The organism is Psychrosphaera sp. B3R10, from assembly GCF_018861025.1.
Lineage (GTDB): Bacteria > Pseudomonadota > Gammaproteobacteria > Enterobacterales > Alteromonadaceae > Psychrosphaera > Psychrosphaera algicola.
The window spans coordinates 1-13,111 of the sequence record NZ_JAHKQH010000013.1 but is presented as its reverse complement, the minus strand read 5'-3'; the positions used below and the strand labels follow the sequence as shown (position 1 = coordinate 13,111).

The 13,111-nt window shown below is 40.2% G+C and carries 10 protein-coding genes; 2 read left to right on the top strand and 8 right to left on the bottom strand.

Features of this window, described 5'->3' with window-relative positions; all coding sequences use genetic code 11:
- Positions 1 to 192: 192 nt before the first annotated feature.
- The 5 genes from KO525_RS04895 to KO525_RS04875 all read right to left on the bottom strand — a co-directional run bounded on the left by KO525_RS04895 (position 193) and on the right by KO525_RS04875 (position 6,854).
- The gene (locus KO525_RS04895) at positions 193 to 1,506 is read right to left on the bottom strand and encodes a HAMP domain-containing sensor histidine kinase (RefSeq protein ID WP_215962679.1); all 1,314 of its coding nucleotides are present in this window, start codon (positions 1,504 to 1,506) and stop codon (positions 193 to 195) included.
- Complete coding sequence (locus KO525_RS04890; protein WP_215962678.1) at positions 1,506 to 2,195, bottom strand: response regulator transcription factor; 690 nt, start codon at positions 2,193 to 2,195, stop codon at positions 1,506 to 1,508. Before KO525_RS04890 ends, KO525_RS04895 begins: the two co-directional genes overlap by 1 nt.
- Positions 2,196 to 2,274: 79 nt before the next feature.
- On the bottom strand, positions 2,275 to 3,516 hold the full coding sequence (locus KO525_RS04885; RefSeq protein ID WP_215962677.1) for a type 1 glutamine amidotransferase domain-containing protein: 1,242 nt from the start codon (positions 3,514 to 3,516) through the stop codon (positions 2,275 to 2,277).
- A gap of 84 nt (positions 3,517 to 3,600) precedes the next feature.
- Entirely contained in the window at positions 3,601 to 6,096 is a 2,496-nt protein-coding gene (locus KO525_RS04880) for an ABC transporter permease (RefSeq protein ID WP_215962676.1), read from the bottom strand.
- The gene (locus KO525_RS04875; protein WP_215962675.1) at positions 6,090 to 6,854 is read right to left on the bottom strand and encodes an ABC transporter ATP-binding protein; all 765 of its coding nucleotides are present in this window, start codon (positions 6,852 to 6,854) and stop codon (positions 6,090 to 6,092) included. The genes KO525_RS04880 and KO525_RS04875 overlap by 7 nt, the downstream gene beginning before the upstream one ends.
- 192 nt (positions 6,855 to 7,046) lie before the next feature.
- Between KO525_RS04875 and KO525_RS04870 the strand changes: the two genes are divergently transcribed.
- Positions 7,047 to 7,763, top strand: coding sequence for a hypothetical protein (locus KO525_RS04870; RefSeq protein WP_215962674.1), 717 nt, complete (start codon positions 7,047 to 7,049; stop codon positions 7,761 to 7,763).
- A gap of 127 nt (positions 7,764 to 7,890) precedes the next feature.
- On the opposite strand, the gene KO525_RS04865 is transcribed toward KO525_RS04870, so the two are convergent.
- Together KO525_RS04865 and KO525_RS04860 are read right to left on the bottom strand one after the other, a co-directional pair.
- Positions 7,891 to 8,721 (bottom strand): PEP-CTERM sorting domain-containing protein, encoded by an 831-nt coding sequence (locus KO525_RS04865; protein ID WP_215962673.1) that lies wholly within the window; start codon positions 8,719 to 8,721, stop codon positions 7,891 to 7,893.
- Between the two features lie 25 nt (positions 8,722 to 8,746).
- Positions 8,747 to 11,059: an isoamylase gene (locus KO525_RS04860; protein ID WP_215962672.1), complete on the bottom strand. Its 2,313-nt coding sequence runs from the start codon at positions 11,057 to 11,059 to the stop codon at positions 8,747 to 8,749.
- A gap of 386 nt (positions 11,060 to 11,445) precedes the next feature.
- Between KO525_RS04860 and KO525_RS04855 the strand changes: the two genes are divergently transcribed.
- The gene (locus KO525_RS04855) at positions 11,446 to 11,832 is read left to right on the top strand and encodes a hypothetical protein (protein ID WP_215962671.1); all 387 of its coding nucleotides are present in this window, start codon (positions 11,446 to 11,448) and stop codon (positions 11,830 to 11,832) included.
- A 239-nt stretch (positions 11,833 to 12,071) separates the two neighbouring features.
- Here KO525_RS04855 and KO525_RS04850 read toward each other — a convergent pair whose 3' ends face one another.
- A complete protein-coding gene (locus KO525_RS04850; RefSeq protein WP_215962670.1) occupies positions 12,072 to 12,704 on the bottom strand; it encodes a hypothetical protein in 633 nt (210 codons plus the stop codon).
- Between the last annotated feature and the right edge of the window lie 407 nt (positions 12,705 to 13,111).

Here is a 13,111-nt window from a genome sequence, read left to right as displayed (position 1 = left end):
AGAGTATAAGCAGCACAAACCATAGAAAAACAAATTAGCGAGTAAAAAAGGCCAAAACGCTTTTGTTCATAGAAACAACAAGTTAACGATATAAATGGTTGCACAAGCGACACGGGATCGCTCGTGCTATTGACACGGTTTGTCTAATGGGTGACCCCACTGGTCGGGAAATCAAGGTGAAAGAATTAAATGCTATGTGAGTTCTATCGCAATCTTGGTTCCCCGCTCACTTGAAACGGTTAGTCGCCAGTCTTGGTGTTCACATAGTCGTTTTACTATAGATAATCCAAATCCATAACCTGTGCTTTGGTCGCCTTTAACGGCGGGGTCGGTTATTTTTTCAGAAAGGTTTGGTTTAATGCCAGGTCCGGTGTCGGCAATAACCAAAGTGTTATTTTGCATTTCGATTGTGACGTTTCCTTGTTGTGTATATTGAAATGCATTTCCAATTAAATTGTCTAGCAACACTTTTAACATGCCAGATTGGGCATAAACTTCGACATTGCAGCTATCGTCCACATCAACTTGAATTGGCTTGTTGTTGATAAGGTGGCTTTGGTCAATTACCGATTGTTCGATTAAAGGCAGGATCTTAATGTGGTTTTTAGTTGCTTCAGTATGTTCTTCTCTAGCAAGCGTTAACAGTGTAATAACCGTTTGTTCCATTTGCGTACTAGCCTGAGAAATACGGTCAATGATAGGTTTAATCACAGGAATTGAATCTAGATTATTGTAAACCTCCACCGCATTTTTGATCACAGCAACGGGCGTTCTTAGCTCGTGACTTACATCTCGAGTAAAACATTTCTCCCTTAGTAAACTTTGATTCATTCTGGTCAATGTACTTTCTAGGGTATGTGCCAATTTGCCAATCTCATTATTGGGAAACTGCTTTGCAAATGAATCGGGAATGTTTTCTGGCGCTACGCCGTGAACTAAGTCTGCAAGTTGTTTTAACGGTCTTGCGGTTTTTCTGCCTAATTGCCATGCAATAACAAAAGCAAATAGCACCAATATAAATCCCGCAATGAACATTGTCTTTAATAAATTTTTACTGATAGGACGAACTAACAACATTTCGCTGACTTCTGCCACAAGGTAAATATTTTCAAATTTTGGCAGTGCCAGCAAGTGATAATGACGGCCATTTTCTCCAGAAAATTCTTTCCTGTTGGGCTCATCAATAAATCGTGATTTTATATCCTTTGGCAGGGAGTCCTTTGAGAAGTATAACGTCATGTAACTGACACGAGGCGCCGGCCAGCTTTGAGTTTTGTTGAAACCTTGTTGAAGATAATGCGCTTCTTGATTGACTTCTCGTTCGATAAATTCATCTTCTATATTGTACAATAAGACAAAACAGAACATTCCCCACACAGCAGAAACAAACAGGGTAAATAAGCAAAATTGACTGACAATTTTGCCACTTAAACTATGGAACTTTTGCCCTGTTGTATGGCCGAGTATCTGCGATTGTGGGGTTGGATTAATTTTATTATGCGTCATTATTTTTTCACGTCCAATACAAAGCCAATACCATGCAACGTTTTAATCATGGGGTAATCAAATGGTTTATCTAACGTATTCCTAAGTTGGTATATGTGTGATCTAAGCGCATCCGATTCTGTTGGCTCGTCGCCCCATAATTTTTGAGATAAGGTTGAACGACTCACTACTTGTGGAAACGCTTCGGCTAATATTGTCAAAATCCGATAACCCATTGTGTGTAGCTCTAGTGGTTTTTCTTCACGAGTGACCAGTTGTTTTTTTCGATCGATGACCAACTTATCAAACGTTAAAATGTGGTTAGTTTGCAACAAATGTCGCCGAGATAAAGCTAAACAGCGTACTTCAAGTTCTTCCAAAGAAAACGGTTTTGTCAGGTAGTCGTCTGCGCCCGTTGTAAAACCCGAAATTTTATCCTCAATGCTATCTCTTGCGGTAAGCATGATTATTGGCACATGGTGACTCGCCTGAAGACGTAACTGGGTGCAAACCTCAAGGCCACTCATAACGGGTAAATTTAAGTCTAAAATGACAACGTCATAATGATTGGCTAACGCCAGCTTAAATCCCTGTTCTCCTTGGGTTGCGAAGTCTAATACATGACCTTTATTTTCCATGTATTCAGCAATGTTTTGAGCTATGTTTTGTTGGTCTTCAACGACCAAAATGTATAGAGATTGCGTATTCATGTCTTTCTCAGATTAAACGTTCCTTAACGCAAATTAGTAAAGTTTGCTTTAAGGACTCATTAGCTAAAGGTCCGTTTTGTTACAGTGCTTTTAACATGTCCTGCGCCGGTTTAAAATCAGGATTTCCAGCAAGCAATTGTTGTAATGTCGCTTTTGCCTTTGTTGTTTGTCCCAATTTTGACTGTATTTTTGCAATTTCCATATCCAGTCGTGGGTTATTAATGGCCTTTTGCGCAGCACTCATAAGCGTTAATGATTGCTCAAACTCTCGGGTTGTCTTCGCATTTTTATGAAAATAGAAGCCATACATACCAACTAATGGTAAATGATATTGCCCCGGCGTTTGTTCCGCTTGGTCATCAGAACCACTTAAGGCGGAAGTAAGTACATTGAGTGCAGCGGTGTCACCTGACAAAAACTTTGCAACAACTGCCAAGGTTTTATCTTCGATATCCATATCGGCTTTAACCGGCGTCATGCCCAAATGTTTAACTAAAGCGTTGGCTACATCCACTGTCGAAGTCGGGTTTTGCCCAGTAATTAAGCGGTCATCTATTGCGACGTGACTTAACATGATTTGACTCGATTGGAACTTAGCACCACGTTCGACAAGTTTATCTTCTAATAAAAACTCAAATTTGCTTAACCACTTTTTACCAAACAACATTTCCTCTTCGTTGGTAAAGCTGTTTATAGCCTTATTGGCAACCAAATAACTGCCATCGTCGAGCTTTACGTTTACGAAGGCGGCAGGGCCGTGACATACAGCAGATACAATGCCTTGATTTTGATATATCTGGGCGATCAGCTTTTGCAATGCCGTGTCATTTGGTAGGTCAAACATAGCCCCTTTGCCACCTACAACAAAAACAGCGTCGTAATCATCGGCATCCAACACACTTGTTCCAATTGTGTTATTCAATTGTGCCATAATGGTTTTGTCAGCGAGCACCTTTGCATTATAGGGTTTGTTGGGATCAAATTTATCCGCTTCTACTTTGCCACCGTTAGGACTTGCGATATCAATTGCTATGCCATTTTCCTTAAATACGGAATACGCTTTTGCAAACTCGTCAAATTCATACCCTGGGCGTTCTTCTCGTTTGATGAGCGCTTTTCCATTCGCTTTTTCTTTAGATTGCTCGCCTGCGGGTTCTGCACCTTGCCCATATCCGCTGACAACCATTAAAATTTTAATGTCAGTTAATTCTGCTTGCGATGCTTTTACTTGCTTTGCATTTACTTGCGTTATTATCGTGGTCACAGCCAACAAGGTAAATAAAGTAATAAGTTTACCAATGCGTTGTTTTACATTTTTCATTTGTTTCTCCTAAGTATTGCGCTAGTGTTGCAAAGCTGACGTGAAACAAATGTGAAACGATTTAAAGCACTATATAACTTACGCCTAAACATCTGCCATCAGTTGTTTCACAGAACTTTTTAAACTGTGTCGACTGGCGTATACCCCTAACAAGGTGACTGTGCTCAAGATGACAACCAAAGTAAGACATAACACGGTTACGTTGGGTTGATATACAAGTGAAAACTGCGACTGATAAATTAACATTCCGGTGATATATGTCCCCGCAATAGCGCCTATGGCGATGATGAATGCTGTAATGAGCCACTCAATAACATTAAGTTGCCAACATGTTTTTTTCAAAAAACCGAAGCTCATTATCACGCAGTTCTTTTTCTTTTCTTTATTTTCAAACGCATTAATTGAAGACAAAATAACAGTAACAGCAAGAAAAATAATCATGACAGCAAAACCGCTAATCACTTTAGTGATCATGGCCAAAATATTATCAAACTGTTTAGTTAATTCACCTAAAGAGACCATTCTAATCGTTGGATATTGTCGCCACATTTGACCGAGCAGCGGCCATTGGTCATCATCCATTTCTAAGCTTGCCATGTTGTAATGGGGCGCGTTTATATGTTTTACGGCCGTTGCTGGCATTTGCACCCAAAAGGTTATGGAACCGGCTCCAGGTTGATAAACATGACTCGCCGCTATCGTAAAGGTAAAACTTTGTTGATTAATAATAAACGTCAGCGTGTCGCCAAGTGTTAAGCCTAAGTCGGTCATGACCTCCTCTTCTAGCGAGATTTGTTGCCATTTATCGGTATCTTTTGACCACCACTTGCCTTGGACCACTCGATTATTGTCCGGCACAGTTTGGCTCCAATGCAAACGAATCGAACGAGATAACGTCGCTAAACTATCGCTGGGCTTTTGGCTGAAGTCATCCAGTGCTTGGTCATTAATTTTGACCGCCTTAGCATACAGATAGGGTTTAGTTTGACGCAGGTCAATTCCATGTTGCATTGACCATTCCTTAATTGCATTCATTTGTTGCTGATCCGCCTGTGAAATCATCACATTTCCGTCGTGCGTCCGCTGATATGACACCATAGTGTCTCCCAAATCCCTTAATAGCATTAAGGTAAAAAGCAAAAGGAACGTGCTTAGTCCTATTCCTAGAATTTGTGTACTTTTGCTTAACAAACGCTGCTTCATCATAAATAGAGAAAACGGGATGAGTCCAGAAAAACGCTGAGTGGCTTTTTCACCAAATGTTAACGCCGCCCAACTAATCGCGACAAGCAACAAAATGGTGATAAAAATACTGCCCACTAACATCAAGGTTAACAAACCATTGTCGGAATATTTAAAGGCGACTAATACCAAAACAACTAAAGCACAAAGCTTGACTAACCCTAAAGAAATGCTTTTTCGATTTTGTTGAAATAGCTTAGGAACCGATGTTTGCCACAGAGTTAGCCAGACAGGAGTATGAAAAACCGCAAAGAGTAAAACACTCGTTGTTATGGTTTTGGCCATTAAACCGGCCTCTAGTTGCCAGCTAATTGCTGGGAATGTTGTAGACAACCAATTGACGACTAACCAATGACAAATCCCAGAGATTACGACAACAACCGGAATTAAGAGCAATATATTAAAAAACCATTTTAAAATTGATAACTGCAAACCTGTTACCTTTGAAGCGCCTAGGCTCATGCAAATAGCAGAAAAAAACTGTTCTTTTTTCAAATGCAACTGAGCTAATTGCTCTATAGCAATTGCCGCCATAAAAAACAAAATAATCGAAGCTAAACCCAAGAAGTTTTCGGTTCGTTGCCAAAATAGAGCCAGTGGATGTGCACCTTGTTTGTGGTGTATTTTGGCCGCCGGAAGCGACTGTTTTTGCCATTGCATAAGTTGGTTGATTTGCGATTTTGTGCCAGAGACTAAGTAACGGTATTGAATGAGATCAGCTGCAAAAGCCAGCTTTTCCATGTCTTCGATATTAATTATCGCTCTCATCGCAACGTTATGGCCTTCCATTAATCTGTCGGGTTCGTGAACTAATAATCGAGAAACAACAAATCTATGTTCACCGACGTTAATCACATCTCCCATTACTGCGGATAAACTTGCAAAAAGTCGGCTGTCCAGCCAGATGTTACCTAATTTAGGCCCACCATGTGTTACCTCAGCTAGGTTGTCATTTGAGGCTAATACAGATGTTGATGTGAGTAATTGGCCCTGTAATGGATAATCACGACCCACTGCTTTTAATTTTGTGCGTTGCCACTTGGTATTAAAAGTCAGTGTGGCGTCAATTTGTGAGGTTTTGACCACATTTTCACTGTGTCCTGCCAAAACGGTTATTTGCTCCTTTGTTAGATTTGCTTTTTGCGTCAAAACAGCATCAGCCCCGAGCAGATTTTGTAAATTTCCCTCTAGGTAGGTTTGAATGGTATTACTAGCTAACGATAACGTCACAATAAAAACCATTAAAACGGCTTGAACCCAACGCAGCAACAATTGATGAGGTTGACGAAACTCTTGCCACACATAGTGCCATGCCAACGGTATTGTAAGATTTAACATGGCAATACCTGCTTTTTCTGGGCAGTTGATGCAAGCGCTTGATTTGTATCTCTCGATATATTCTCGAACGAATTCTCAGGCACGTGTGCCTCGGTAGTTACCGATGTATTGGTTAACTTACCGTTGGCTAACCCATATATGTGTTTCGCTTTGCTTGCAAGTTCATGGCTGTGGGTGACAATAATCAATCCAGCGTTATTTTGTTGGCAGCATTCAAATAAAATATCGGCTATTTCCGTGGCATTATGCTGGTCTAAATTCCCCGTGGGTTCGTCCGCAAAAATAAACTTGGGAGAAAATACTAACGCCCGGGCAATGGCGACACGTTGCTGTTCACCTCCACTTAACTGGGCGGGTTTATGCATCGCTCTGTCACCCAACCCGACTTTATCTAGCCAAAGTTGTGCCTTATTAATTGCGTTTTTATCTCCGCGCAGCTTCAAAGGTAAAGCAACATTATTCAATGCGGTAAGCTCCGGCAGTAAATGAAACTGCTGAAAGATAAACCCAATCTCAGAACGTATGGAATCAAGTGATGCAATATGGTCACCGGTTACTACATTGCCCTTGCCAATCGTTGGTTGTTCTAATCCAGATAAGAGCATCAGCAAACTCGACTTGCCAGCCCCAGACGGGCCAGTAATCGCATACGACTGTCCTTGTTGAACCGACAAGTCAAGGTTTTCAAATAGGGTAATAATCGAATCGGCATTGCTAAATGATTGCGAAACGCGTGTTAGTTCGATTGAACAAGGCATAAATGTGCACCACAGTAAAAAGTATGTGGCGCCATCCTATTTTGATGTTTGTGAAAGTAATGTGAAATTTTGGGAAAGCCAGAAACTAAATATTAATCATCAATAACCTTAAAAATAATGTCTGTCAGTTTCACTTTTATTTCACAAACCCGCATTTACAGTTGCGTTTTATTTTCAAAAAAGACCGACAACATGAAGACTTACTTGATATTTCTACTCGGCGTCAGCTCTATATTTAACGTTTGGGCGACAGATGTCGCTCCTGAAAAGTTACTTATGTTCAGGGACAAAATAAATCTCGCCATAATAAAAGCAAAACAAACCGAGAGAAAACATTGGGCATATATAGTAACTCGCCATGAAAACGAAGAAGGCGACATATCAAGTAGTATTGAGCAGCATTCACCACAGTTAAGTGAACCTTGGCTGTTAAAGCAAATTAATGGAAAACAACCAACAGGCAAACAAATTCAAAATTTTTCCGACAAAAAAAGGCAACAAACCAAAACAAAAAAACAAAAGAACAGCCTGAAACTGTCCCTGCGGGAGTTGATAAATGAAGAAAGCCTAACCTTTGTTTCCGAAGATGATGAGCAGTTTGTTATGGCATTTAACGTTAGGCTCAAAAAATTGGGTGAAGACTCTATTGGTAAGCTTAAAGGACAGCTAACCTATCAAAAAGAAGCCCAATTTATCGATACAATTTCAATTTGGAACAGCGCCGATTTTTCTCCGATGTTTACCGCACATATTACTGACTTTGTTATGACCATGTCATTCATACAATTGGACGGTACGGTTCTACCTAAGCAACATGAAATGGCGATGAAAGGCAGCTTTGCCTATTTTACAGAAATCAACGAAACTTCAATCGATATATATTCTGATTACAAATACATAGGAAAGTGACAGCTTCCCCCTCCCATCAACGGACACAAAAAAGCCGTAAACAATAAATTGGTTACGGTTAGTTTAAATTCAGTTTCGAGTTAACGGCTTATTGCAAACTATGTTGTTTTTATAAAGCCGTTTAACTTTAGATTTTGTTGCGTTTACGCCATGTCATAAAACACAATCCAAGCAATACAAACATAAAGCCTGCAGGCTCTGGTACGGAAGCGACTTGAGTTTTGCTTATCGAAAGACTGTTGAAATAGGCATTAGCGTCTTCAGCATTACGATTGTAAAGCGCAACACTGTCGATACTGCCAGTTCCGCTTAATAAGCCATTTCGGCTTTGAATTAGCGAGCTGTCAAAGGCATTAAATATATCGAGTTGGTAAAGATCCGTACTTAACAAAGTAAACGTTAGGCTTAACCCTGCATCTGTGTAGCCGATGCCAGTGTCGATAACCCCATATCCGTCAAAAATACTGTAATGTTGACCGCCACCAATAAATCCAAATTCAAAACGGCTTTGTTGATTATAGTCACCAATATTATTGTGAATATTTTGATTTCTTAGTACAAAACCAACAGAACCACCTTGCGTAATGGCACCGTGCTCAAAAGAGACGTTAAAAATATCTCCTACCTCAGAAAGGGAATTACTGGCAAAACCTCGATACGCTTCAACTTGATTAAAGCCGTCGCCATTGGCGTAGCTTCCCCAGGCGTTGTCTGAAGGATTTGACGCAATATGGTTTAGGTCATTCTCACCGCTTTTATTTGCTAAAAATGTGCCTGCACTGCCATTGGCGCTGTCGGTGATAAAGTGCCATTCATCAAAACCAGTTCCGCCATTTCCTAGCCATTGGTTACCATAATTATTAGCGTTGTCCGCCGCGACTGTGATAATTGTCGCTTGGCTGTTACACGCCAACGTTAGCAAAGAGATTGCCACTAGAGATTTAATTTTTAACATCATTTTTATTTGTCCTTAACCCTGTTTGCTATTTAGCAATTAAAACTAATATTGCACGGCCATTTAAACCGTAAGAGGTGTATTCACCACCAATAAAATCTTCTGAACCAACTGGTTTTACTGTGTTCTCGCCTTCATTCCAATTGGATGTATCTGTTACTCGATACCAGTTTTTACCTGCACCAGGCCAAGGTAAAGTGAAATTAACATTGCCCGACCAACCGTTATAAGCCACGTAGATTGCTGACGTTTGCTCGTTAAATTCTGAGCTATCTATGCGATAGGCGATTGCATGATTATTGGCATCGTTAAAATATTGACCCGACGCAACATTGCCATCTGGCTGAAACCAAACTAATTGCTCCATATAGTTACTATTTGTGTCTATTCCTTGGTAGAAATTAGCCGGACGTAACGACGGGTGATTTTTACGGAACTCAATCATTCGCTTAGCAAATGTATTGAAGTTTTGTTGGTCGGCTGACCAGTCAAAGTTAAGCCAATTAGCGATTGAATCTAGATTGTATGGATTGTTATTACATTGAATTGAACGTAAATATTCGTCGCCACCGGTGATCATTGGTGTGCCGGCACTTAACATCAGTAATGCAAATCCATTGCGCGCTGCTTTACGCTGTTCCTGTGCTTGGTTGTACCAACCTTGATCCCAGCTGTGATTGTTACTTTCACCGCCATCAGAAGGTCCATATGGCCATAATTGACTATTGTTCGAACTGTTGCAGGAATAAAGATCTTTTAATGTTAAGCCATCGTGAGCAACAACAAAATTAACTGAATTCCAGGGGGCTCGGCCATCATCTTGATATAACGAAGCAGAGCCGGTAAAGATATTGGCAAGTTCACCAAGCGTCGTATCTTCTGCCCCTAAAAGGTTTTGATCTTTACGTAGCGTGTCGCGGTATTTACCGTTCCATTCTGACCATCCCGCAGGGAAACCACCTACTTGATAAGAATTACCGCCAATCGCCCAAGGTTCTGCAATAAAATCGGAACCCTGACCGCCCCACGTTGGGCGTTCTGTAAATTCATTTATAATACGATTTAACGCGTTGTTCGACGCCATTTTATCAAAGTTGAAACAACCGTGTTCGCAGGTATTGCCGAGCACAGAAGCAAGGTCGAAGCGAAATCCATCAACCCCTAACGTTGTCTGCCAGTATTCCAAAGAGTCAATAATAAGGTCCTGTGCAATCGGGTTTACCGTATTGTAATTTCCGCCGACCCCAGTGTTATCCCACGAATGTTGTTTATCATTTGTTAAAGAATAATAGGTTGAGTTGTCCAGTCCACGCCAAGAATAAAGATTATAAGTAGACGAGTCGCCATTAATCCAAGCTCCGCCTTCGCCAGTATGGTTATAAACCACGTCAATAAAGACCTTTATCCCTTTATCGTGGAATGCCTTAACCATAGCTTTAAACTCTTTAGTTGGCCCTCCTGCCGATTTATCGCTGGCGTATCGGCGGTCAGGAGCAAAATAATTTAGGGTCATATACCCCCAATAATTATCGCCGTCTGTCGAGGTCACCATATCGTTTGTTTCGTTTTGAGTTTCTTGTACAGGTAAAAACTCAACGGCTGAAATGCCTAAGTCTGCTAAGTATTGCGCTTTGAGTGCAGCGCCTTGATAAGTACCGCGAAATTGTTCTGGAATACTAGTGTCGTTTTTTGTTAACCCCCTGACATTAACTTCATAAATAATGTCATCTTTTAACGCCCTTGTTGGTTTGATACCAATCGACTGCGAGTCGGCAGCAAGTAAAATACCTTTAGGGGCTTGTAAGCCACTGTCAATATTGCGATAGCTTGGACCTGATGCGTAAATTGTTCCATCGTTCCATTGCGGAGTTAAGTGGTCATGGCTGAGTTCTTTTGCATAAGGGTCGCTGAGTAGTTTATTTGGATTGAAGCGATTTCCCTGAGCGTCAACATCGCTAATAAAACCGACATTAGTGCCCTTTTCCCAGGCCGCATTATATGGCCAGTTTGGCCCCCAAACACGGTATCCGTAATAAATTGTATTGCTAAGACGAGGATCCAAAGCATTTACATCAAGTGTTGTAGACCAGATGTCGTTATTATCTTTGGTCAACGAATATTGAGCGACTTCTTCTACACCCGTGGCCTGATCATAAAGGTAGAGTTCAACTTTGGTTGCATTAGCTGAAAAAATACGAAAGTTAATTTGTTGCTGGTTAACACTATAATTGGCGCCAAGTTGATTTTGGTTTATCGCCGCTTGACTAAAAAAAGAGAATGAAAGCACACTCAAAATTATTAGATTTTTAACACACTGCTGAACGTTTTTTATTATTGTCATTGTGTGACCCTGTTTTAATTCATGTCGTTGATTGATTATTTTTATTCTAATTTTTATAACGTTTAACCATCTCGATTACGTGGTGGTTATTATTTGAACTGCGCTTGATTGTAGCCAATAGTTAAAATAGATAGCAATTGCAGGCATACGTATTCATAACATGTGTTTTAAAGGTAAATTGAGAACGGCATTTTAAATTTAGGTAACGGGTCTTTATTAAAAAACGCTTTCCTTTGACCCGCAATAATCAATACTTTTCATATCAAAAATAGGCAGTTAAGCGCTAAACATCTAAATGCTAATTTGAATCAAATCAGCTAAAATCAACGACATGATCCCATTGATTTGGGCCCCTTCGATTTGATCCTATTTATTTTAGAGGCAAAATGAAATTCAAAGTGGCAAGTTCCATATTGGCAATATTCACCTTAATTGGTTTGGGGATAGTGATATTTTCCGACTTTGAAAGCACTGCCAGTCGACTCATATGCCTGGCGCTCTATGTTTTAATTCCAGCATATGGCGCATACGGTATTTTTATAAGAAGTAGACGAGCGATCTTTGTTTCTGTAGCGTTTTTCATTTCACAAAGCATTCGTATGGTTGATAGCGAAAGTATTATTCCACATATCGCTCCCATTACAGTTTCTATCCCCTTTGGTGATTTTTCAAATGGGCAAGGCTACTTAATTGATTATTTTGCAATTGTAATGGTGGTATTTTTAGTTTGGCTATTAAAAGGATTAATGACACCAAATAAGTCGTCAAATTAGTCCTCACAAAATGGTATACCTTGAGTTGGGAGCTTCCACTGTCGAACGGTCAATGCTTGAATATTGCATTAGCTTCAAATTCATTCATTTCAATGACAAACAAAGCAGAACGCTAACACTTTGATTCAATTACGCGCACAAATCTATTTAACTTCGCTTTTCTCACTTATCCTAAATAGCGTCAAAAACAAAGCACAACATAAAGTAACTGATGGGCCGAGGCTGCCCACCAGCTCAAATTAATTCCCGGAGTCGATAAACTCATTTTGTAACTTTGTGGCGAGTTCTGTGTTTTGCTCAACGCCAAAGCCATTTTGATAACAAAACGACAAAAGCACTTTGCTATAAAGATGAGTAGCACTATTAGGGATCAGCAATTTAACAGCTTCGTCGTAACGTTGAGTGTTGTAAAAGTAAGTCGCTAATATATGTGTGGCATTGGCTTTAGTTGAATGGCTGCCATTCGCACTTTGCGTAAGATACTCTTCGTGGCCGTCGAGATCGTTAGCAAATTTACGTAACATGGCGAGTCTAAATAAAGCCAACCCATGTTGGTCGTCAGTAACCTTCTCTGCACTAAGTAACAACAGGAAATACTGCTCTGACAATAAAAAGTTAGGCATAACCAACACACTTGGAAATGGGCCTTTGGTGATTTTCCCAGAAAAATAAGTGTCGGCGATTTCAAAAATTGAACCTGCATGCCCAGTGTCGGCATAATGCGTTAATGTTTCGAGCGCCATTTCAATATTAATTTTCTGGGCTTGTTTCTTTACCGTGATCCCGTCAACAGGAATGAAATTGCCTTTTAGAATACTTTGGCAGATTGATAATGCATCATCCGCATTGTCAGCAAGTAGGTTATGTTCCATAAAAATCTCGAGATTAATTTGTTTATTAATGCTTGATGCCAGTCAACAAGCAAGTAAAAACAGAGTGTAACAGTTCTACAAATTTGACGCAGATTTCCGAGGGGCTTAATTGTAAATAAATGGCTAATTGTTTATTTCAGAATAAAACTGTTGCTATTAAGTGACAAATCAACAGAAATACCGTCTTTTCAACCAAACAGAAAATCGCTATTCCCTAGCTTGTAATATGAGTCGAGCCACAGCGATTTTGGAATGACGATCCTTTCTAAAAACCTGTGGGGTCAGAGTCGCTGATCGCAAATTGCCCGCTATTCCCAAGCTTTTTAAGTCAGCCATGGCGATATTTAAGATCTCCAACCGAGTGCAGAGGAAGTTATAAATATCAACGACTCTGAAAATCCTCTAGA

What these genes read in the sequence shown, in the direction of transcription:
- KO525_RS04865 (WP_215962673.1), bottom strand. Translation starts at nt 8,721, where the DNA reads ATGATGTTAAAAATTAAATCTCTAGTGGCAATCTCTTTGCTAACGTTG.
- KO525_RS04855 (WP_215962671.1), top strand. Translation starts at nt 11,446, where the DNA reads ATGAAATTCAAAGTGGCAAGTTCCATATTGGCAATATTCACCTTAATT.
- KO525_RS04860 (WP_215962672.1), bottom strand. Translation starts at nt 11,059, where the DNA reads ATGACAATAATAAAAAACGTTCAGCAGTGTGTTAAAAATCTAATAATT.
- KO525_RS04890 (WP_215962678.1), bottom strand. Translation starts at nt 2,195, where the DNA reads ATGAATACGCAATCTCTATACATTTTGGTCGTTGAAGACCAACAAAAC.
- KO525_RS04875 (WP_215962675.1), bottom strand. Translation starts at nt 6,854, where the DNA reads ATGCCTTGTTCAATCGAACTAACACGCGTTTCGCAATCATTTAGCAAT.
- KO525_RS04870 (WP_215962674.1), top strand. Translation starts at nt 7,047, where the DNA reads ATGAAGACTTACTTGATATTTCTACTCGGCGTCAGCTCTATATTTAAC.
- KO525_RS04850 (WP_215962670.1), bottom strand. Translation starts at nt 12,704, where the DNA reads ATGGAACATAACCTACTTGCTGACAATGCGGATGATGCATTATCAATC.
- KO525_RS04895 (WP_215962679.1), bottom strand. Translation starts at nt 1,506, where the DNA reads ATGACGCATAATAAAATTAATCCAACCCCACAATCGCAGATACTCGGC.
- KO525_RS04885 (WP_215962677.1), bottom strand. Translation starts at nt 3,516, where the DNA reads ATGAAAAATGTAAAACAACGCATTGGTAAACTTATTACTTTATTTACC.
- KO525_RS04880 (WP_215962676.1), bottom strand. Translation starts at nt 6,096, where the DNA reads ATGTTAAATCTTACAATACCGTTGGCATGGCACTATGTGTGGCAAGAG.